Below are 19,843 nucleotides of genomic sequence, written 5' to 3'. Positions count from 1 at the left end.
CGGGCCAACCCGCCAACAGGTACCGGAGAGATCTCAGAATCCCCTCAGCGCGTGCCGCTCATCGGGAACGGCCGCGCGAGGCCGCACCGACAGCACCCCGCCGAGCGCCACCACCGCGATCAGCCCGGCCGCGGCGGCGAGCGTCCAGAAGTCCGGCCGCACGATCGACTGCCCGCGCATCGCCTGCCACGCGGTGAGCGCGATGACCCCGGCGTACCCGAGCGTCGCGGTCCACACCAGACGGCGCCGCACGAGTTCGTTGGCCAGCACCGGATACCGCCGGGAAAGCGCGACCAAGCCGAGCGCGATCAGCGGCAGCGCCTGGATCGCGTGAATCCCCACGAAGTGCGTGATCCGCAGGTCCCCGCCGACCGTGCTCCAGCCCAGCAACGGCAGCCCCGGCCCGCCGTCCTCGAGACCGACCGTGTGCCCGCCGATCATCGACGGCTGCCCGCCGCCGTCCAGCACCCGCTGCTGCGCCGGGCTCGCCGAGAACATCATGAGCGCCAACCCCATTCCGCCCGCCGCGAGCGCGGTTCCCCATCGCAGCGCGGACGTCAGCGCGCGGTCCGGCAGCTTTTGGAACAGCAGCAGGACAACCACCGCCGCGGTCGCGCTCCACGCCACGAACGCGCCGGCGGCCAGCAGATTGCCGATCAGCACGTCGGCCGGCGTCTCGTGGTTGAAGTGCAGCGGACGGTCCTGGACGAGCACCTGCCACACCAGCAGCGCCATGTCCGTGCCCATCCCGACCGCGAACGCCGTGCCCATCCACCAGCCTGCCCGGCGGCCGCGTTTCACGAGCGACAGCAACCACGCCAGCGTCGGCGCGTACAGCGCCACCGAAACGGCGAATTTGAACGGCTTTGCCCACAACGGCGCGTTGACGAGCGTGCGATCATCCAGCAGCAGCCCGACCACGCTCGCGACGAGCACCAGCAGCATCGCCCCGGCCAGCACGCCCAGCGGGCGGTGCAGCCGGAACAGGCGCAATCCCCAGGAAGTCATGCGGACAGCCTGGCCGCCCGCGGGGCCAGGAACACTGGCGTCGTCCCCCGTCCGCGGGGTAGGGCGGGCCCCACCTGTGGGTAATAGTGCCGTCAAAGAAACCGGCAGTTGTGCCGTTTGACCACACCCGCTCTTTTTCTAGCGTGACATTCACACCGCGCGGCTCGCCGCGCACCGGGATTTTCCACGAGAGGGAAGGAGGTGGCCCGTCAGATGTCCAGTCCGGGATTCCAGGCAGATTCAGCTGCCATGACGCGCGCCGTCCAGGGCTTCGAGGAGACCGCGTCGAGCGCGAAGACGACGATGGCCAGCTTGGAGTCCGAGCTGACCGAGACGCTGCGGAACTACAAGGGCGACCAGGCCGTGGCGTTCTGGGACCTGCAGCGCAGGCTGCAGGAGAAGATGACGGCCGCCGTCCGCGAGCTGGACACCATGTCGCAGCTGGTGCACACCAGCCACACGAACTACAACGCGGGCGACTCCGACGTGCACCAGAGCTTCCAGAGCGTCAGCCACACCGTCGAGGGCAACGTCATCCCTCGCCTCAACCCCTGAGAGAGGACAAGAGACCATGGCTGACGTCGTAGAAATCAGCTTCGGCGCCCTGCAGCACAGCTCCGCGTCGCTCGCCGCCAAGGCGAAGGCGCTGACCTCCCAGCTGGAGCAGCTGCACCAGAACCTGCAGCCGATCACCCAGACCTGGTACGCCTCGGGCAGCTCCGCCGGCGAAGCGGCGCGCGCGTCCGAGACCCGGCTCCGCCAGGCGACCGCCGACATCGTCGCGATCATCGCGCAGTTCGGCACCAAGGTCGGCGACGCCCACGATCTCCAGCACCAGCTGGAGAACCGCAACCAGGGCCTGTTCGCCTGATCCGGCCCCGACGCCGGCCGTCCGGGGCGGGACCACCCCCGCCCGCTCCGGACGGCCGGCTTTCCCGCGTCCTGCCGCACGAGAGGTCACCGGCCGATGCCCGACCAGTCGTACTACGTCCACCTGGAATCGTTGACGGACTTCGTCCGGGAACTGGAAACCCAGATCCACGCGATGTCCCGGCCGAACGACTTCCTGCGCACCCTCGGCGAGCATCCGCTGCTGTTCGGGGAGTTCGGGGAGGCCGCTTCGCTCGCCGACGCCCACCGCGCGGCGGTCGCCGAGATGCAGGGCCTGCTGGAGCAGGTCCGCGAGGCGATCACCTTCGCCCAGGACGTCACCACCACCGTCGCCGACGGATACGCCCAGGCCGACCAGTCGGTCGCGGGCGACCTGCACCACTCGGGTCAGCAGACCGGTCTGCTCGACCCGCTTTTTTCGTTGCTGGGCCTTGATTCTTCAGGGGGTAAGAAGGCATGAACGGCCCTCGCACCAACTTCGCCGGCTACACCCACCAGCAGCTCTACGCGATGCTGCAGGCGGGCGACCCGACCACCGCGCGCGCCGCGGCCGAGCAGTGGAGTTCGGCCTCGCGCGGGCTGTACGACCAGGCCGAGAACCTGTCGGACCAGCTCACCGACTTCTCCAGCGCGTGGACCGGCGGCGCGGCGGACCAGTACCGGCACATGATGGTCGATCTGGTCGGCGGCATCCGCAAGGTCGCGGTCACCGCGCAGGGCATGCGCGACATGCTGGAGGACGCGGCGGACGCGCTGGTCAAGGCGAAGGCCGAGATGCCGCCGCCGGTCGCGGTCCCGGACGTCTCCCCCGCCGACGTCGCGCTGGCGGTCAACCCGCCGATGCTGCCCGCGGACTCCTCTCCCGCCACCATCATCGCCGCGACCCAGCAGCGGCAGCAGGCGATCGCGAACGTCGAAGCGCAGCAACAGGCCGCCAACGCCGCCGGCTCCGCGCACGCGAAGGCGATCGTCGTGATGAACAACCTCGCGACGAACTACGACACCGCCGAGGACTCGATCCCGGTCTCGCCGAACGCGGCCGCCCCGCCGCCCAAGCCGGTCCCCGGCGGCGGCGCTTCCACCGGCGGCACCGGCGCGGTCGGCAACAGCCCGGACGGCGGCACGTCCGTCGGAGCCCCGGTCGACTCGCATCCGCTGCCCACCGACGGCACGCAGGCGCCCGGCTCCGAGCCCGGGCACCCGACCCAGCCCGCGGGCAGCCCGCTGTTCGGCGACATGTTCACCGCCGGTCTCGCGGCCGCGTCCGCCGCCGCGTTCGGCCGGTTCGGTTCGATCATGCCGAAGGTTCCGCCGTGGGCCTCGGGCAAGGACAAAGACAAGGACGGCAAGGACAAAGAGGAAGGCCCCGGCACGAAGCTCGGCGGCGGCGCGGCCCCCGAGGGCGGTGGCGGCGGCGGGATCCCGGTCGGCGGCGGGGACGCCCCGTCGATCGACGGCGGCGGCATTCCGTCCGGCGGCGGGCTCAGCGGCTCCGGGGAAGCCCCGGCCGCGCACTCCGGGCTCGCCGGCAACGCCCCGTCGAACGTCCTCAGCGGACTCGCCGGCGGCGCGGCCGGTGCGGCGGGCGCGGCGGCCAAGAGCGCGATGCCGATGATGCCCATGATGCCGATGGGCATGGGGGCCGGCGCCGACATGGGCTCCGGCCGCCGGATCCCCGCGTGGCTCGTCGAAACCGAGAACGTGTGGGGACAGCAGGCTCCCGTCGCGCCCTCGGTCATCGGTGAAGAGACCGACCAGGCATGACCGACGGCTACCGGGTCGCCCCGGCGAAACTCGCCAGCGCGGCGTCCGAAGTGGACACTCGCGCGGGCGCGCTCCGGACCGTGCAGCAGGCCGTGGCGGGCGAACGAGTGCCCGCCACGGCCTTCGGCCAGGTTTCCGCTTCGTCCGGCTGTGCCGCCGGGCTGGCGAAAACGCTCGAAGCCCTTGCCGCGGACGTCGATCAGCGCATCGTTCGCGTCCAGGTCCTCCGCGACGGCCTCACCGCGTCGTCAGCGGGCTACCGGCGCGCCGACGAGCAGGTGGCGACGATGTACCGCTCGCTCCTGCCCGAGGATCCCGTTCCCTCCGCCGGAAAAACGGCCGGCAGCGGCGGCTGGGCCGGAACCATCGCCGCCAACCGCGCGAAGGTCTCCGACGCGCTCGCCGCCGAACGAACCCGTCTCGCCGGGCTCTCCGACTCCGACGCCATCGCCCGCTCGAAGCGGCGAATCGCGCTGTACCAAAGCATTCTCGACGACCACCGGCAGATCCTGCGGTTCGATCCGTCCGGCAACGGCCGGATCGCCGAACTCGTCGGCTCGATCCAGCCGGGCACGCGCAACGTCGGGCTGTTCGTGCCCGGCGTGCACACCCGGATGGACACCTTCCAGTCCTACGCCGACCTCGGCCGCAGCCTCGTCGCCGCCGACCCGAGCGGCCGGACCGCGATGGTCGTGTGGGCCGACGGGGTGTTCCCGCAGAACGTCACCACCGAAGGCGCCGACGCCAGCTACGCGCAGACGATGGCCCCGAACCTCAAGGCGTTCGGCGACGAACTGCGCGGCCAGGTCGACTCTCAGACCGGCGGCGCGGCCACGATCACCGCGATCGGCCACAGCTACGGCGGCGCCACCGTCGGGCTCGCTGACCAGCAAGGCTTGCCAGTGGACCGGGTGCTGCACGTAGAGTCGGCGGGCATGGGACACGGCGTATGGAGCCCAGCGGACCTGCCGCCCAGCCAAGCCGGCGTGCAGCGGTACTCGATGACTGCTCCGCTGGACCCGATCATCCTCGCCCAGGGCAACGCCGGGGCACTGGAATGGACCGGCATCGGCCACGGAGCCGACCCGGACACCTTCCCCGGCGTCACCGAACTCACCACCGGCCGCGACGCCGACGGCGACGTCCAGTGGGGCCTCTCCTCGCACAGCGGCGTGCTCAAGCCGGGTTCGGATTCATGGGAGAACATCTACGGCGTGCTCACCGGCGGCCACGTCACCGAAGCCCCCGTGCCGGTCCCGGCGGTGCTGCCGTGATCACGCGCGAACTGAAAGACCTGGCCGCCGAACTGACGAACGTGATCGACAGCGTGGCCGCGGCGTTCGGCCCGCGCGCACTGCCCACAGTGGACGGTGAACTGGACTGCGATCCCGCGCGTCCGGGGCAATTGGTGTGCTGGCAGTACGGGGTCCGGCTGGAGGACAGCACCGCCGCCTTGCGAGTGCTGTCCGAAGTGGTGCGTCCGACGCTCGAAGAGGCGGGCTGGGAATCCTACGACCGCAGCACCTACCGGGAAGTGATCGCCCGGTTTTCCCGCGAGGGCGCGGATTTCAGCGTGCACCTGGCCCGCGACGGCCGCGGGGTTGCCATCATCGGCTCCACCCGCCTGGTGAGTGTTACGACCGAATAGCCCCGCACTCGTGAGTGGCAATCACGGTTAGAACTGGCAACGCCACTCACGACCCCCGACCCACCGCACAGACTCGAACCCGCACCGCCACCCGACTCACCCCAGCGGCATCGCGCTCACCAACCCCAGCCGCCTCGTGCGTGCTAATCACGGTTAGAACCGGCAACGCCACTCACGACCCCGCCGCCCTCAGGCCCGGAACCGCGACGGCCGCCACCCGCGCCGCCGCCCCCGCCGGAACGCCGCCACCCCGATCCCCGCCGCGGCCGCGACCACAACCCCGCCCACCGCAACGACTCCCGCCGCCACATCCGAAGTCGGCCGAGCCTCCGCAGCGGCCGGAACCACCGCGGGCAGCTCAGACCGCACCGCCGCCGCACTCGGCCCCGGCGCGTCAGCAGGCAACGTCGACGACACCGCCGCGTAAGCGTCGACCATCCCCCACCCCCGGCGCGGATCGTGCGCCCCGGACGGCGGCCGGGAAGCGGTCAGCATCAACCGGTTCACCACCTGCTCGCCCTTCAGCTCCGGATGCGCCGACCGCACCAGCGCCGCCACCCCGGCGACATACGCCGCGGCCAAGCTCGGGTCGGTGATCGGCCACCGATGCGCGACCGCACCCCCGCCGCCCGCCGACGTGCTCACCAAATTCGCGCCAGGCGCGGCAATCCCGAGATAATCCCCCGCCTCGGTCTGCACCGGCGCCCCGGATTCGTCCGTCGACCCGACCGCCAGCACCCCCGCCGAAGCTGTCGGATAGGTATGCGCCCCTTGCTGAGTAGCCGCCGCGGCCGAAATCACCACCGCCCCGCGCGATTTCGCGTGGTCGAGCGCCGAACCGAGCGCCGGACTGTCCGAACCCGCCGGGACCGCCACGAGAATCACTCCCGCGCCGCGGTCGACCGCCGTGTCGATCGCCACGGCCAGCGCGCCCGGATCGCCGCCGCCGTCCGAAGACGAACCGTTGCTTTCGGTGTAGCGCAAGGGAAGCAGCTTCACCCCGGGCGCGACGCCGGTGAACGTGGTCTGGTTCGCCTGCTGCGCGCCGACGATGCCCGCCGCGATCGTGCCGCGTCCGTCGCAATCGGAGTCCGCGGTGCCCGCGCCGCCGAGCACCTGTCCCGGCCCGAACTGCGCGTTCTGCTTGTCGACCCCGGTGCCGATCACCGCGACGGTCTGGCCTTCTCCCCTGGTCAGCGCCCACAGCCGCGGCGGATTCACCAGCCGCTGCCCCCAGGACACCGCCCCGGTGTACGGGCCGGACGGATTCGCGCACGAGGCCGCCCCGGCCGAGGTCGCCGTGATGGGCAGGCCGAGCGCCACGAGCGCGGCCACCGCTCCGGCGGCAATTCCCCGCACCGCGGCCCCCTCCCCTTGTCGGACAAGGAGATTCTAGTGGAGAGCGGGCCGCGGCGACAGGGTCAGCGCAGGTCCATCCCGAGGTCCAAAGCCGGCGAGGAATGCGTAAGCCCGCCGACGGAGAGATAGTCCACACCGGACTCGGCGTACGGCCGCGCGCGCTCAAGCGTCAGCCCACCGGACGACTCGAGCCGTGTCTTCGGCGACACTTCATCCCGCCGCGCGACCGCCTTCACGCACTCCTCCGGCGTGAAGTTGTCCAGCAGCACCTCGTCCGCCGCCGCGGCCAGCGCCTCGTCCAGCTGAGCCAGATCGTCCACCTCGACCTCGCACGGCAGCTGCGGCGCGTGCTCCCGCGCCGCCGCCAGCGCCGCGGTGACGGAACCGGCCGCGACCACGTGGTTGTCCTTGATCAGCACCGCGTCGCCGAGCCCCATCCGGTGGTTCACCCCGCCGCCGCACCGCACGGCGTACTTCTGCAGCAGCCGCAACCCCGGCGTCGTCTTGCGCGAATCCCTTACCGCAGCGCCGGTTCCCTCGATCGCGGACACCCACGCCGCGGTCGCCGTCGCCACTCCGGACAGCAGGCACAACAGGTTCAATGCCGTGCGCTCCGCGGTCAGCAGCCCCCGCACCGGACCGCGCAGCACGAGCACCGGCTCCCCGGCGACCGCAGGAGACCCGTCCTCGCGGATCGAGACCACCTCGTAGTCCGCGCCGAGGACCTCGTCGAACACCGCCAGCGCCACCGGAATCCCGGCCACGACACCGGCGACCCGCGGCGTCAGCTCCGCCACCGCCCGCGCGTCCGCCGGGACCGTGGCCGCCGTCGTCGCGTCCGGCCCGTACCGCAGATCCTCTTCCAGCGCGGTGGTCACGACCCGCCGCACGTCCGCGACGTCCAGCCCGTCCACCACCAGCGACCGCACGACCGCTTCGGAGAATTCCCCGCTCATGCCACCCCTTCCAACGATGTCGCCTCGACCAGCACCGGCTGTCCCGACGGGCTCAGCCGGATCAGCTGGCTCCGCCGCCACTGACCGTCGTTCCGTTCCGGGAAGTCCGTCCGCACGTGACAGCCCCGCGATTCCGTCCGCCGCGCCGCCGCCGCGAGCATCGCCTGAGCCACCACGGTGAGCGCCGCGTCCTCGACCGCGGCGTGCGTCCACAACGGACGGTCCACTGTCGACAAATCGAGCACCGAACCCGCCGCCGCGAGCCCGTCCGCGTCCCGGCCGATCGCCGCGTACCGGCTCATGACCCGTTGCAGCGCATCACGTTCCGCGGCCGGAGCCACTGTCCTTTCCGGAATCCGGCCCCGCGAGGGATCCGGCAGCAACCCCGCGGCCAGATCCGCGGCGACCGCCTCGGCAGCCCGCTGCCCGACGACCAGCCCTTCAAGCAAACTGTTGGACGCCAGCCGGTTCGCCCCGTGCAGACCGGTCCGAGCCACCTCGCCCGCCGCGTACAGCCCGCGCACGCTCGAGCGTCCGTCCACAGTGGCCACCACGCCGCCGCACGCGAAATGCGCCGCGGGCGTCACCGGAATCGCGTCCACCGCCGGGTCGATGCCGAGCGCCGCGCACGCCGCGTGCACCGTCGGGAACCGCTTCGCGAAACCGGGAATCCCAGTAGCGTCAAGGAAAACGTGATCGTCGATACCGCCGGGAGCCTGCGTTTGCCGCCGGGTGATCGCCGCCGCCACGACGTCGCGCGGAGCCAGATCGCCCAGCGGATGCACCCCAGCCATCACCGACGCACCCGCGCCATCGACGAGCGTCGCGCCCTCGCCGCGCACCGCTTCGGTGACGAGCGGACACCGCCCGCGCGCACCCGGCGTGTACAGCACCGTGGGGTGGAACTGCACGAACTCGATGTCGGCCACCGCCGCCCCGGCGCGCAGCGCGAGCGCCAGCCCGTCGCCAGTCGCGATCTCCGGATTGGACGTCGCCTGGTACAGCTGCCCGAACCCGCCGCTGGCCAGCACCACCGCGGCCGCGCGCACCACCCCCGGCACGCCGTTGCGGTCGAGCACCGTCAGCCCGGCCACCTCGCCCGCGGGCGTGCGCAGCGCGTCGACCGCGATGTGGTGCTCCAGCACCGGAATCCGCCGTTCACCGGCCTGCGCGACCAGCGCGCGCTCGACCTCCGCACCAGTAGCGTCGCCGCCCGCGTGAATCACCCGGAACGCGCTGTGCCCGCCCTCGCGAGCCCGCGACAGGCCGCCCGAGCCGTGGTCGAACACCGCGCCGTTCTGCCGCAGCTCGGTGACGGCCGCCGGACCGCCGCCGACGATCGACCGCACCGCGTCCTCGTCGCAGATCCCGGCTCCGGCGGTGAGCGTGTCCGCCGTGTGCTTCTCGACCGTGTCGCCCTCGTCGCGCTCGCCGTCGAGCACCACCGCGACGCCGCCCTGCGCCCACCGGGTGTTGCCGTCGGCGACCGCCGCCTTCGTCACGACCAGCACGTGCAGCCCGAGTTCGCGCGCCCGCAGCGCCGCCGAAAGCCCGGCCACGCCACTGCCGATCACGACTACGTCGGCCCGTGCCTCCCAACGCAGGGCCGGTGAGGTTTTCGCCTCATCGGCGTTAACTAGGCCGCTCATTCCCCACCGCCAGGCTGCCCGATTTCGATCATCCGCTGCACCGAGGCTCGCGCCCGCGAGGCCGTCTCCGGGTCCACGTGCACCTCGTCCGCCCCCTCGGTGAGGCTCCGCAGCAGCGCCGCCGGGGTGATCATCTTCATGTACCGGCACGAGGCCCGGTCGTTCACCGCGCGGAAGTCGATCTCCGGCGCGGCCTTGCGCAGCTGGTGGATCATGCCGATCTCGGTGGCCACCAGCACCGACGTCGCCTTGGTGTCGCGCGCCGCGTGCACCATGTCGCCGGTGGAGAGGATCTTGACCCGCTCCGGCGCGACCGCGCCCTCGCCGGCCAGGTAAAGCGCCGACGTCGCGCAGCCGCATTCGGGGTGGATGAACAGGTCGGCGTCCGGGCTCTCCTCGGCCCGCGCGGCCAGCTCGGCCCCGTTGATCCCGGCGTGCACGTGGCACTCCCCGGCCCAGATGTGCATGTTCTCGCGCCCGGTCACGCGTTTGACGTGCGCGCCGAGGAACTGGTCCGGCAGGAAGAGAACCTCCTGGTCAGCCGGGATCGAAGCGACCACGTCGACCGCGTTCGACGACGTGCAGCAGATGTCCGTCTCGGCCTTGACCTCGGCTGTGGTGTTCACATACGAGACGACGACCGCGCCGGGGTGCTCGGCCTTCCACTCGCGCAGCTGCGCGCCGGTGATGGAGTCCGCGAGCGAGCAGCCCGCCCGCGCGTCCGGGATCAGCACCGTCTTCTCCGGGGCCAAGATCTTCGCGGTCTCGGCCATGAAGTGCACGCCGCAGAAGACGATCGTGGACGCGTCGCTGCTGGCCGCGATCCGGCTGAGCGCGAGCGAGTCGCCGGTGAAGTCGGCGATGTCCTGGATCTCCGGGACCTGGTAGTTGTGCGCGAGCAGCACCGCGTCGCGCTTGCGGGCGAGTTCCCGCACGCGGGCCGCCCAGTCCGCGTTCGCCTCGACCCCGCCGTACGGGGTCAGATCCTGGTCAAGCGTGGTGGTCATGTCTTCGGCCCTCTCGACTTTCGCCGGCCTCGGAACCGGATCGACCCCGGTTCCGCCCCATCCCGGTTTTCGCCTTATAATCGAAAACCGTGCGAAGCCATCTTAACACCCGAGCCCCCTCGCCCACGAGGTTCTGGCGGCAGTCCTTCAAGTGCGCTCGGACACACTGCGCGTCCTGCTGTGGCGCCGAGCGCTCGATCCGCACCTGGGCCGCTGGTCGCTTCCGGGCGGTCGGCTGCGCCCCGACGAGGACGTCGAAACCTCCATCCGGCGGCAGCTCGCGGAGAAGGTGGACGTACGCCAGCTGAAGCACGTGGAGCAGTTAGCCGTCTTCAGCGCCCCCGACCGCGTCCCCGGCCCGCGCGTCGTGGCGACGGCCTTCCTGGGCCTGGTCCCCTCCGACGTCGACCCGGCAGTCCCCGAAGACACCGAGTGGCACGACGTGAACGCACTGCCCCGCACCGCGTTCGACCACGAGGCGATCGTCCTGCGCGCCCGCGACCGCCTGCGGTCGAAACTGAGCTACACCAACCTGGGTTTCGCACTAGCCCCAGAGGAATTCACCATCTCCGCCCTGCGGGGCCTGTACTCCGCCGCCCTCGGCTACAAGGTGTCGGCGACGAACCTGCAACGCGTGCTCCAACGGCGTGGTTTGCTCGTCCCCACCGGCCACACCGCCTCCCCCGGCCGCACCGGCGGACGACCTGCGGCGCTGTTCTCTTTCGCCGCCAAAGACATGCACATCACCGACCCGTTCGCCGTCCTGAAGCCCCCGCCGCGGCGGTAAACACGAACTGCGCCAGCGCTCCGCAGCCCGTACCGTGGACGCGTGACCGAGCCAGAGCAGTGCCCCAGCGGAACGGCGACCCTGCCGTTGTTCCCGCTGCAGACAGTGTTGCTCCCCGGCACGCACCTGCCGCTGCACATCTTCGAACCGCGCTACCGGCAGCTCACCGCGGACCTCGTCACCGGCAACGTCCCGGAACACGAGTTCGGCGTGATCGCCCTGCGCGCCCCGCTGGTCCGCGAGGTCAGTGGTTTGGACCACGTGTACAGCATCGGCTGCAGCACGGTATTGCGAGAAGCAAAACGCCTCCCCGACGGCCGCTACGACGTAGTCACCCGCGCGGCCCGCCGCTTCCGCCTGCGCGAACTGCACCGCGAGTCGGCGCCCTACCTGATGGCAGTGGTCGACTGGCTCCCCGACACCCCAGTCCCGACCAGCGCGGAGTACACCGCCCGCCAGCTGGCCGAGGTAGCCCGCGCCGCCCACCAGCGCTACTGCGAAGCAGCCTGGCACGCCGACGACTGGCACCCGCCCCACGACGACGCCGACCTGGGCGAACTCGCCTACCAACTGGCCGCGGACTGCCTGCTGCCCCTGGAAGACCGCCAGCTGCTGCTGGAGGAAACGCACCCGCTGCGCCGCCTCCGCATAGCCTGCCGCCTGCTCACCCGAGAAGCCGGCTTCCTGGAAACCCTAGGCGCAGTCCCCCTACCCCCCACAGAACTGGCAACCTTCACCAAGCCCTCAGACCTGAACTAACGGCCCGTGAGGGCCCCCTTCACAGACACAGATTCCCCCAGGGTCCCCCTCACGCCCCTCGACACCCCGACCAAGCCGTGAGGGCCCCCTTCACGGACCCAGACTCCCTCAAGGAGTCCTTCACGGACCGCCGCCGACGCGCTCCACCCGAAACCGCCGCCGATGCACCCACTATCGAGGCACCCAGCCCCACCCCCGCACCCCGATACGAAGCCTCCCTGCGGTCTGGGGGTGCTTGTCAAGGCATCTTTCCCGCCTTGACAAGCACCCCCAGACCGTCAGCACAATCAAGCTTCGGGGTGCCCACGCCAACACCCAGGCGCAATGTCGCCGCCAGGCGACGAGCCCCCGTCACCCCAGCCGCCGCCCCAAATCCTCCCGGCCATTCCAAGCCGTCATCAACGCATAAACCAAACAAGTCACCAACGGCGCAGCCAGCACCACCCACCCCGTCTCAATCCGAGGCGCCTGCTCGATCACCGCCCCCAACGCAGGCGGCGCATCCACCGAATACCTCGAATTAGCGAACGCAGGCCCCATCTGCGTCCCCAGCCAGGCCGCGAGCAACGCCCCACCAGCAGCCGCCACCAGCACCACCGGCCCCCGCCGCTCCCGCAAAAACCACACCACCAGCCCGATCAACAACCCGGCAGCCATCGCGAGAAACCCGAACACCGCCAGATCATCGAACCGATGCCAGCTCTCCAGCTCCAACGGAGCCAACTGCCCGTTAGTCCCGATCACCCGCACCCGCTCGGCCGGAGCCAGCAACGACCACAGCCACCCCATCGGAATCCCCAGCAACGCAGCCGTAGACAAAACACTCACCGCAGGCAGCAGATCAGCCTTCACCACCACCCGCGGACGCTGAACCGGAAACAACACCGGCACCGACCAGCCCTCAACAGCCTCCGACGACCGATGTGCTGCCTTGCCCGCGGAATCAACCACCCGGGGACTCCCTTCTGCGTGGTATGCGGAACTGAGGGTAACTGTGTTTAATTGCCGCGACTTCGTCGCGGCGGAGAAATCGCCTTCATCCGGTTTCTTCCCTCCCGATCCGCTCGGCCCGGGGGCCGATCGGATCGCTCAGTCCAGAAACCGGGGCGATTTCTCGGGGAGCGCAGGTAGGCGCAACCGTGGGAGGTCAGTGCTGGGTGGAGGCGGCGGTGGTGAAGGCCTCCGGATCGAACTCCCCGCCGAACCACGGCGAGAGGCCCTGGCGGGCTTGTTCGACGAAGGTGTCACGATCCGCAGCACCCAGACCGGCAGGCAGGGCGCCCAGCAAGGGGGCACCAGCAGCAACCGGCAGGTCACGAAGGTTTTCCAAAGAGGCCAGATCCGGAACAGCAGGCCAGGACCCGATCACCACACCGACGACGTTGAGGCCACGGCGGGTAGCGACCTCGGCGGTCAGGGCGGTGGTGTTGAGGGTGCCCAGGCCAGCTTGCGCGACCAGCACGACCGGAGCGCCCAGCGACCACGCCACATCGGCCAGGGTGCTGCCTTGCGGGTCGAAGCGGACCAGCAGGCCGCCCGCGCCTTCGACCAGCGTCAGGTCGTGGTCGGCGTCCAGTTCGCTCGCCGCGGCGGCGATCTCGCCCGGGCCGACGGTGGGCAGGCCGCTGCGGCGGGACGCGGCTTCCGGGGACAGCGGGTCGGGGTAGCGGCGCAGTTCGCGGACGGTCAGGTCCTTGCCCGCCAGGCGCACCACCTCGGCGAGGTCGCCTTCCTCGCCGGGGAGCACTCCGGTCTGCGCGGGTTTCAGCACCGCGACGCGCTGTCCCTGCGCGAGGGCCAGCGCCGCGATCGCCGCGGTGGCGACCGTTTTGCCGACGTCGGTCCCGGTTCCGGTCATCACGAGCGTCGTCACGAGCCATCAAGATATTGACGTGCTCTCCGATGTCAACACTCGGGGTTCCCTCGCGCGCACCGGCCGGGCGCGCGCGAGGGTCCGGGTCAGCCGGCCGGGGCCGCGGCGGGGGCCCCGGCGGCCCGGAACGCCCCGGTCGCCGGGTCGGACAGGTACACCTGCGCCGCGCCGACGTCGAAGTACAGCCCGGTCAGCGCCAGCTCGCCGCGCGCTTCCGCCTCGGCCACCAGCGGGTACTGCCGCAGGTGCGCCAGCTGCTGCAGGACGTTGTGCAACGCCAGCCGGTCCGGCTCGCGCTCCGGCCGTTCCCCGTCGAGGGTCACCGCCCCGGCCCGCTTGCGGCTCGGCTCGGCGTGCACCAGCCATTCCGCCAGCGCGGTGCCTTCGGGCGGACCGCTGGCCAGCGCGCCCATCGCGCCGCACGAGGAATGCCCGCACACCACGATTTCCCGCACCTGCAGCACCCCGACCGCGAACTCGATCGCCGCGTTGGTCGACGGATCGGCCTGCCCCGGCGGCACCAGGTTGCCGATGTTGCGGATGGTGAACAGGTCGCCCGGACCGGACGTGGTGATCAGGTTCGGCACGATCCGCGAATCACCGCACGTGATGAACAGCGTGTGCGGCTGCTGAGCGTCCGCCAGCCCGCTGAGGACGTCCTTGAGCAGCGGCGCGGCCCGGCGCTGGAACTCGGTCGCGCCCCGGTGGGTGCGCTGCCCAGGCACCCGCACGTCCGCGGCCTGCCAAGCCGACCACGGAGCCAGCCACCTCGGCATCGCCCCGGCCGCGGCCGTCCGGCGCAGCGTCGGACGGCCTTCCTTGCCCTTGGCGAACCACGGATGCCCGATCTCGTCGACGACCACCGTGCCGCCGGTGCGTTCGTGAGCCTGCTGCCAGGCCGAAAGGCTTTCGAACGCCGCGTGGTCGAGGTAGTCGGCGACCAGCTCCAAGGTCACCTTCGACCCGGCGGGAATCGTGCCGAGCACCTTCGTCAGCCGCGGCACCGACAGGAACGTCAGCACGCCTTCGACAATCACGCGCCATTCGCCGCCGTGGTGCTCGGCATGCACGCCCGACCACACGGTGCGGCGCAGCATCAGCAGCACGGCCAGCACGATCCCGGCGAGCACGCCGGTCAGCAGGTCGAACGCGACCACCCCGGCGACCGTCACCAGGTAGAGCGGCAGATCGCCGTGGCGCAGCACCTGCCGCAGGTGGCCCGGATTGACCAGCTTCGCGCCGACATGCACGAGCAGCCCGGCCAGCGCGGCCAGCGGAATCGACTGCAGCACCCCGGCGAGCGCGACCACGAACACCAGCACCCACACGCCGTGCAGGATCGCCGAGGCCCGCGTGCGCGCCCCGGCCGCGACGTTCGTGGAACTGCGCACGATCACGCCGGTGACCGGAAGGCCGCCGAGCGCGCCGGACACCATGTTCGCCGCGCCCTGGCCGATCAGCTCGCGATTGAGGTTGGCGCGCGGGCCGTTCTGCAGTTTGTCGACCGCGACCGCGGACAGCAGGCTCTCGACGCTGGCGATCAGCGCGATGGTGATCGCCGCGACCGCGATCTGGCCCCAGCCGCTCTCCGGCAGCTGCGGCGCGAAGCGGATCTGCAGCAGGTCGCCGGACAGTTCGACGCGCGGCAGCGTCATCCCGGCGGCCACCGACACGAGCGTGGCGATCGCGATCGCCGCCAGCGGGCCGGGGATTTTCTTGACGGCACTGGGCAGTTTGGGCCACGCCAGCAGGATGGCCAGGGTCAGGATGCCGATCAGCGCGGCGGCGTCGTGGTGGGCGGCGATCTGGGCGGGCAGCTGGACGATGTTCTCCAGCGCCGAACTCTGCGCCTTTCCGCCGAACAGCACGTGCAGCTGGCCGAGCACGATCGTGATGCCGATCCCGGCGAGCATCCCGTGCACGATCGCCGGCGAGATGGCGAGCGCCACCCGCGCGACGCGGCTCAGGCCGAACAGGATCTGCAGCGCGCCGGCGAGGACGGTGATGAGGCAGGTGACCGCCCAGCCGAAGGTGGCAATCGTCTCGGCCATCAGCACGGTCAGCCCGGCGGCGGGCCCGCTGACCTGCAGCGGAGAGCCGCCGAGGGCACCGGCGACCACGCCGCCGACGACGGCGGCGATCAGCCCGGCGACAATCGGCGCGCCGGACGCGAGCGCGATCCCGAGCGAAAGCGGGACCGCGACGAGGAAGACCACGAGCGAGGCGGGCACGTCGTGGCGAAGCACGGCAAGTCGTCTCATGATCACCAGGAAACCGGTAACGCCGTGAAATGTCCGCTATGTCCCACTCTATGGAGTGGATCTTTATCGAATTACCCACGATCGGGTTGCGTGACCAGGCTCGATCCACTACACGCAGCCACGCCTAACCCGAAGTAACCTCAGGCCTTCGCCGCGGCGGCCAGCATCGCCGTCGTGATCACCGCGAGGTCGGCTTCAGTGCTGATGTAGGGCGGCATCGCATAGATCAAATCCCGGAACGGCCGCAGCCACGCCCCTTCGGCCGTCACCACCTCGGTCGCGACGCCCAGGTCCACCTCGTGGTCGAGCTGCAGCACGCCGATCGCGCCCAGCACCCGCACATCCACGACGTGCGGCAGCTCCCGGGCCGGTTCGAGCCCCCGGCGCAGCGCTGCCTCGATCCGGGCGACGTCGGCCTCCCACTGGCCGTCGGCCAGCAAGCCCAGCGAAGCGTTGGCGACCGCCGACGCCAGCGGGTTCCCCATGAACGTCGGGCCGTGCGCGAGCACCGGCAGCTCGCCGCGCGTGATGCCGCCGGCGATTTCGGGCGTACACAACGCGGCGGCCATCGTGAGGTAGCCGCCGGTGAGCGCCTTGCCGACGCACAGCACGTCAGGCGTCACGCCGGCGTGCTCGGCCGCGAAAAGCCGTCCCGTACGGCCGAATCCGGTCGCGATCTCGTCGAACACCAGCAGCACGTCGTGCTCGCGGGTCAGCTCGCGCAGCGCACGCAGGTAGCCGGGATGGTGGAACCGCATGCCGCCCGCGCCCTGCACCACCGGTTCGACGATCACCGCGGCGAGTTCGTCCGCGTGCTGCTCGATCGCCTTCGCCAATCCGTCCACATAGGACTCATCGATCGGCGCGTCGAACCCGGAAGGCGGCGCTGGCACGAAAACCTGCTCCGGCAGCACCCCGCGCCACAGCGAATGCATGCCGCCGTCCGGATCGCAGACGCTCATCGGCGTGAACGTGTCGCCGTGGTAGCCGCCGCGCCAGGTCAGCAGCCGGTGTTTGCCGGGCAGCCCGCGCGAACGCTGGTACTGCAAGCACATTTTCACCGCGACCTCGACCGACACCGAGCCCGAATCGCACAGGAACACGTGCTCGAGCCCGTCCGGGGTCAGGTCGACGAGCGTCTTCGCGAGCGTGATCGCCGGCTCGTGGGTGAGCCCGCCGAACATCACGTGGCTCATCCGCCCGGCCTGGCCGGCCAGCGCCGCGTCGAGCACCGGGTGCCGGTAGCCGTGCACCGCCGCCCACCAGGACGACATGCCGTCGACCAGCTCCCGTCCGTCGGCGAGCCGCAGCCGCACCCCGCTCGCCTCTTCCACGAGCAGGGGCGGCACGCGGCCGGGCATCGGCGCGTAGGGATGCCAGACGTGCGCGGCGTCAAGGGCGAGGAGATCGCTGGGTTCCACCCGCCGACCCTAACCGGGCGGCGGGCGGCTCCGCAGTGACAGCCGCTACGCCCCGGTCAGCCGCACCGGCAGTGCCAGCACGCCGTGCACCAGCGAACTCGGCCGGTAGACCACCCGATCGGCCGGGACCGCGAGGCTCAGCTCCGGGAACCGCGCGAGCAGCGACCCCAGCGCGATCTCCGCCTCCAGCCGCGCCAGCGGCGCGCCGACGCAGTAGTGGATCCCGTGCCCGAACGCGAGGTGCCCGCCGGGCGGGCGGGTGACGTCGAGATTGTCCGGATCGGGGAACTTCTCCGGGTCCCGGTTGGCCGAAAGCAGCGAAATGTTGAGGAACTCGTCCGCCGGGATGGCGACGCCGCCCGCGTCGACCTCCTCGACCGTGTAGCGCAGCGTCGCGAAGTTGATCGGCCCGTCGAACCGGAGGAACTCCTCGACCGCGCCCGGCATCAGGCTCGGGTCGGCGCGCAGTTTTTCCAGCTGCTCGGGCGCGCGCAGCAACGCGAACGTGGCGTTGGCGATCAGGTTGACCGTGGTCTCGTGCCCGGCGATCAGCAGCAGGAACGCCATCGAGATCAGCTCGTCCTCGTCGAGCGAATCGCCTTCGTCGCTGGCGTGCACGAGGTCCGACAGCAGGTCCTCGGCCGGTTCGGCGCGCTTGCTCTCGACCAGCTGCTGCAGGTAGTCCTGCATCTCCCGCGCCGCGGCGGCCTGGGACTCCTCCTCCGCGGCGAACGACAGCAGCGTGTGCGACCAGGCGGTGAACTCGCCGCGGTCCTCGACGCGCACCCCGAGCAGCTCGCAGATGACGGTGATCGGCAACGGCTCGGCGAACGCCTGCACCAGGTCGACCTGCTCGTGCCGGGCCATCTCGTCCAGCAGCGCGTCGGCGATCTCCTGGATCCGCGGCCGCAGCCGGGCGACGGTGCGAGCGGTGAAGGCCTTGTTCACCAGCTTGCGCAGCCGCGTGTGTACCGGCGGATCGCTGTTGAGCATGTGCCGGGTGAGCAGGTTGCCGAAGTCCGGCCCCTGAACGCCTTCTCCGACCTTCGCCGCGATCACCCGCTGCACGTCCGTGCTGTCCTTGCTGACGCGCGGATCGTTGAGCAGCTCGCGCGCCTGCTCGTATCCGCTGACCAGGTAGGACGGAATGCCGCGCCGGGCGACCATCGGGCACACCGCGCCGGATTCCCGGCGCCGCGCCAGCCATTCGTGCGGGTTCTGCCAGAATTCCTCGCCCGCGTAAGGAAGTTCCCCGGTTTGTTCGTCGACGCTCACTGCGTGACCCCTGAGCAGTTCGGTCAGCGTTCGGCCAATGCCGCCTCGACGCGCTCGACCACCTGCTTCCAATATGCCCGCTGCTCGGCCTTCTCTGCCACGTCCGCGAGCTGTTCCTGGCGGATTTTCAGCGTGCTGCGCTTGCCGAGATCCGCGACCTCGAGTTCCAGCAAGGAATCGTGGTCCCAATCCGTCGGACGCCAGGTAAGCCGCAGGCGGTCGTCGGAATAGCTGCGGATTTCGCCGGTCGTGCCGTGTTCGGTCTCGTATCCGGCCCCGCGTTCGCGCGGCAGCTCGACGCCCGGGCCGAGCCAGATCTCCACGCCGTCCCCCACCAGGAACTCCCACACCCGGCTGCCCGGGTACGGCATCGTGCGGGAAACGGCTGTCTCCCAACCACTCCGCCCGCTCTTGCCCGCCTCGTTGGCCATGCCGCCATGATGGCATCAGGGACCGACGGAAACCGGTGGGGGATCATGCGATCGTGCGCTACCGCCCCATCTCCCCCGACGCGCTCGCCGCCGAGCTGACCGAGCGCGTCGACGCGCTCACCCACCGCCGACGAATCGCCGTCGCCGTGGACGGAGCCGCCGGAACCGGCCCGCTCGCCGAGGCGCTGGTCACCCCGCTGAAGCTGCTCGGCCGCGCCGCGCTGCACGTGCCCGCCGCCGGATTTTTGCGACCAGCGTCACTCCGTTTCGAGCACGGCAAGCAAAATCCGGACGCGCGCTATACCGATTGGCTCGATTTGGGCGGTCTGCGCCGGGAAGTCCTGGATCCGCTCGCCGACGACGGCAGCGGCGAGGTCCTGCCCGCGCTGTGGGACGCCGAACGCGACCGCGCGACCCGCCTGGCCCGCGTCCCGGTCCCGGACCGCGGCGTCGTCCTGGTGGACGGCGAATTCCTGCTGGGCGCGGGACTGGCCTTCGATTTCGTGGTGCACCTGTGGCTTTCGCCGGGAGCCCTGCGCCGCCGAGTGCCCGACGAATGGGCGCTGCCCGCCTACGAACGCTACGAAACCGAAGTCGACCCGAGCGCCCTCGCGGACGTCGTGGTCCGCGTGGACGACCCGCGCCACCCAGCGATCTACGAGCCCTGAACCCTCGCTTGCCGCCGGTCCGTGAAGGACTCCTTGAAGGAATCTGATTCCCTCAAGGAGTCCTTCACGGACCTTGGCCGAAAGAG

20 protein-coding genes are annotated in these 19,843 nt (G+C 70.9%); 9 read left to right on the top strand and 11 right to left on the bottom strand.

The genetic code is table 11. The features are described from left to right. Nucleotides 1-33 precede the first annotated feature (33 nt). Nucleotides 34-1,008: a hypothetical protein gene (locus tag RPX00_RS24640; RefSeq protein WP_406628842.1), complete on the bottom strand. Its 975-nt coding sequence runs from the start codon at nucleotides 1,006-1,008 to the stop codon at nucleotides 34-36. 213 nt (nucleotides 1,009-1,221) lie between these two features. Here RPX00_RS24640 and RPX00_RS24635 point away from each other — a divergent pair, with 213 nt between their 5' ends. From RPX00_RS24635 to RPX00_RS24610, 6 genes are all read left to right on the top strand, one after another. Continuing rightward, entirely contained in the window at nucleotides 1,222-1,563 is a 342-nt protein-coding gene (locus RPX00_RS24635; RefSeq protein ID WP_378312602.1) for a WXG100 family type VII secretion target, read from the top strand. A 16-nt stretch (nucleotides 1,564-1,579) separates the two neighbouring features. Next, a complete protein-coding gene (locus tag RPX00_RS24630) occupies nucleotides 1,580-1,879 on the top strand; it encodes a hypothetical protein (RefSeq protein ID WP_037809581.1) in 300 nt (99 codons plus the stop codon). 96 nt (nucleotides 1,880-1,975) lie between these two features. Continuing rightward, nucleotides 1,976-2,359 carry a hypothetical protein gene (locus RPX00_RS24625; protein ID WP_406628839.1) on the top strand — a complete coding sequence of 128 codons (384 nt, stop codon included), beginning with the start codon at nucleotides 1,976-1,978 and terminating at the stop codon, nucleotides 2,357-2,359. Beyond that, a complete protein-coding gene (locus RPX00_RS24620; RefSeq protein WP_406628837.1) occupies nucleotides 2,356-3,663 on the top strand; it encodes a WXG100 family type VII secretion target in 1,308 nt (435 codons plus the stop codon). Before RPX00_RS24625 ends, RPX00_RS24620 begins: the two co-directional genes overlap by 4 nt. Next, nucleotides 3,660-4,937 carry an alpha/beta hydrolase gene (locus RPX00_RS24615; RefSeq protein ID WP_406628835.1) on the top strand — a complete coding sequence of 426 codons (1,278 nt, stop codon included), beginning with the start codon at nucleotides 3,660-3,662 and terminating at the stop codon, nucleotides 4,935-4,937. Before RPX00_RS24620 ends, RPX00_RS24615 begins: the two co-directional genes overlap by 4 nt. Beyond that, nucleotides 4,934-5,311 (top strand): hypothetical protein, encoded by a 378-nt coding sequence (locus tag RPX00_RS24610; protein ID WP_406628833.1) that lies wholly within the window; start codon nucleotides 4,934-4,936, stop codon nucleotides 5,309-5,311. The genes RPX00_RS24615 and RPX00_RS24610 overlap by 4 nt, the downstream gene beginning before the upstream one ends. A 189-nt stretch (nucleotides 5,312-5,500) precedes the next feature. Here RPX00_RS24610 and RPX00_RS24605 read toward each other — a convergent pair whose 3' ends face one another. The 4 genes from RPX00_RS24605 to nadA all read right to left on the bottom strand — a co-directional run bounded on the left by RPX00_RS24605 (nucleotide 5,501) and on the right by nadA (nucleotide 10,282). Beyond that, nucleotides 5,501-6,670 carry a S8 family serine peptidase gene (locus RPX00_RS24605; protein ID WP_406628831.1) on the bottom strand — a complete coding sequence of 390 codons (1,170 nt, stop codon included), beginning with the start codon at nucleotides 6,668-6,670 and terminating at the stop codon, nucleotides 5,501-5,503. 62 nt (nucleotides 6,671-6,732) lie between these two features. After that, nucleotides 6,733-7,626 carry a carboxylating nicotinate-nucleotide diphosphorylase gene (gene nadC, locus RPX00_RS24600; RefSeq protein ID WP_406628829.1) on the bottom strand — a complete coding sequence of 298 codons (894 nt, stop codon included), beginning with the start codon at nucleotides 7,624-7,626 and terminating at the stop codon, nucleotides 6,733-6,735. Next, nucleotides 7,623-9,275, bottom strand: a complete 1,653-nt coding sequence (locus RPX00_RS24595; RefSeq protein ID WP_406628827.1) for an L-aspartate oxidase — start codon at nucleotides 9,273-9,275, stop codon at nucleotides 7,623-7,625. The genes nadC and RPX00_RS24595 overlap by 4 nt, the downstream gene beginning before the upstream one ends. After that, entirely contained in the window at nucleotides 9,272-10,282 is a 1,011-nt protein-coding gene (nadA, locus tag RPX00_RS24590; RefSeq protein ID WP_406628825.1) for a quinolinate synthase NadA, read from the bottom strand. The genes RPX00_RS24595 and nadA overlap by 4 nt, the downstream gene beginning before the upstream one ends. Nucleotides 10,283-10,433: 151 nt before the next feature. Here nadA and RPX00_RS24585 point away from each other — a divergent pair, with 151 nt between their 5' ends. Continuing rightward, complete coding sequence (locus RPX00_RS24585; RefSeq protein ID WP_406628824.1) at nucleotides 10,434-11,069, top strand: NUDIX domain-containing protein; 636 nt, start codon at nucleotides 10,434-10,436, stop codon at nucleotides 11,067-11,069. A gap of 42 nt (nucleotides 11,070-11,111) precedes the next feature. Beyond that, entirely contained in the window at nucleotides 11,112-11,828 is a 717-nt protein-coding gene (locus tag RPX00_RS24580; RefSeq protein WP_406628822.1) for an LON peptidase substrate-binding domain-containing protein, read from the top strand. A 351-nt stretch (nucleotides 11,829-12,179) separates the two neighbouring features. On the opposite strand, the gene RPX00_RS24575 is transcribed toward RPX00_RS24580, so the two are convergent. From RPX00_RS24575 to RPX00_RS24550, 6 genes are all read right to left on the bottom strand, one after another. Then, complete coding sequence (locus RPX00_RS24575) at nucleotides 12,180-12,779, bottom strand: DUF2567 domain-containing protein (RefSeq protein ID WP_406628820.1); 600 nt, start codon at nucleotides 12,777-12,779, stop codon at nucleotides 12,180-12,182. Between the two features lie 196 nt (nucleotides 12,780-12,975). Beyond that, nucleotides 12,976-13,701, bottom strand: a complete 726-nt coding sequence (bioD, locus tag RPX00_RS24570; RefSeq protein ID WP_406628818.1) for a dethiobiotin synthase — start codon at nucleotides 13,699-13,701, stop codon at nucleotides 12,976-12,978. 86 nt (nucleotides 13,702-13,787) lie between these two features. Continuing rightward, on the bottom strand, nucleotides 13,788-15,962 hold the full coding sequence (locus RPX00_RS24565; protein ID WP_406628817.1) for a bifunctional SulP family inorganic anion transporter/carbonic anhydrase: 2,175 nt from the start codon (nucleotides 15,960-15,962) through the stop codon (nucleotides 13,788-13,790). A 140-nt stretch (nucleotides 15,963-16,102) separates the two neighbouring features. Further along, on the bottom strand, nucleotides 16,103-17,383 hold the full coding sequence (locus RPX00_RS24560) for an adenosylmethionine--8-amino-7-oxononanoate transaminase (protein ID WP_406628815.1): 1,281 nt from the start codon (nucleotides 17,381-17,383) through the stop codon (nucleotides 16,103-16,105). 45 nt (nucleotides 17,384-17,428) lie between these two features. Beyond that, entirely contained in the window at nucleotides 17,429-18,658 is a 1,230-nt protein-coding gene (locus RPX00_RS24555; RefSeq protein WP_406628813.1) for a cytochrome P450, read from the bottom strand. A 23-nt stretch (nucleotides 18,659-18,681) separates the two neighbouring features. Beyond that, on the bottom strand, nucleotides 18,682-19,089 hold the full coding sequence (locus RPX00_RS24550; protein ID WP_406628811.1) for an SRPBCC domain-containing protein: 408 nt from the start codon (nucleotides 19,087-19,089) through the stop codon (nucleotides 18,682-18,684). A 53-nt stretch (nucleotides 19,090-19,142) separates the two neighbouring features. Between RPX00_RS24550 and RPX00_RS24545 the strand changes: the two genes are divergently transcribed. Continuing rightward, nucleotides 19,143-19,757: a uridine kinase gene (locus tag RPX00_RS24545; RefSeq protein ID WP_406628809.1), complete on the top strand. Its 615-nt coding sequence runs from the start codon at nucleotides 19,143-19,145 to the stop codon at nucleotides 19,755-19,757. Nucleotides 19,758-19,843: the final 86 nt, after the last annotated feature.

The sequence above is a fragment of the Amycolatopsis sp. WGS_07 genome (assembly GCF_045278895.1).
Lineage (GTDB): Bacteria > Actinomycetota > Actinomycetes > Mycobacteriales > Pseudonocardiaceae > Amycolatopsis.
Note: the sequence above shows the minus strand (reverse complement) of the source record. Positions and strands in the feature narration are given on the sequence as shown.

Excerpts from the sequence above, each read along its gene's own strand:
- RPX00_RS24595 (WP_406628827.1), bottom strand. The coding sequence starts at position 9,275 with ATGAGCGGCCTAGTTAACGCCGATGAGGCGAAAACCTCACCGGCCCTG.
- RPX00_RS24615 (WP_406628835.1), top strand. The coding sequence starts at position 3,660 with ATGACCGACGGCTACCGGGTCGCCCCGGCGAAACTCGCCAGCGCGGCG.
- nadA (WP_406628825.1), bottom strand. The coding sequence starts at position 10,282 with ATGACCACCACGCTTGACCAGGATCTGACCCCGTACGGCGGGGTCGAG.
- RPX00_RS24640 (WP_406628842.1), bottom strand. The coding sequence starts at position 1,008 with ATGACTTCCTGGGGATTGCGCCTGTTCCGGCTGCACCGCCCGCTGGGC.
- RPX00_RS24550 (WP_406628811.1), bottom strand. The coding sequence starts at position 19,089 with ATGGCCAACGAGGCGGGCAAGAGCGGGCGGAGTGGTTGGGAGACAGCC.
- RPX00_RS24625 (WP_406628839.1), top strand. The coding sequence starts at position 1,976 with ATGCCCGACCAGTCGTACTACGTCCACCTGGAATCGTTGACGGACTTC.
- nadC (WP_406628829.1), bottom strand. The coding sequence starts at position 7,626 with ATGAGCGGGGAATTCTCCGAAGCGGTCGTGCGGTCGCTGGTGGTGGAC.
- RPX00_RS24620 (WP_406628837.1), top strand. The coding sequence starts at position 2,356 with ATGAACGGCCCTCGCACCAACTTCGCCGGCTACACCCACCAGCAGCTC.
- RPX00_RS24635 (WP_378312602.1), top strand. The coding sequence starts at position 1,222 with ATGTCCAGTCCGGGATTCCAGGCAGATTCAGCTGCCATGACGCGCGCC.
- RPX00_RS24565 (WP_406628817.1), bottom strand. The coding sequence starts at position 15,962 with ATGAGACGACTTGCCGTGCTTCGCCACGACGTGCCCGCCTCGCTCGTG.
- RPX00_RS24630 (WP_037809581.1), top strand. The coding sequence starts at position 1,580 with ATGGCTGACGTCGTAGAAATCAGCTTCGGCGCCCTGCAGCACAGCTCC.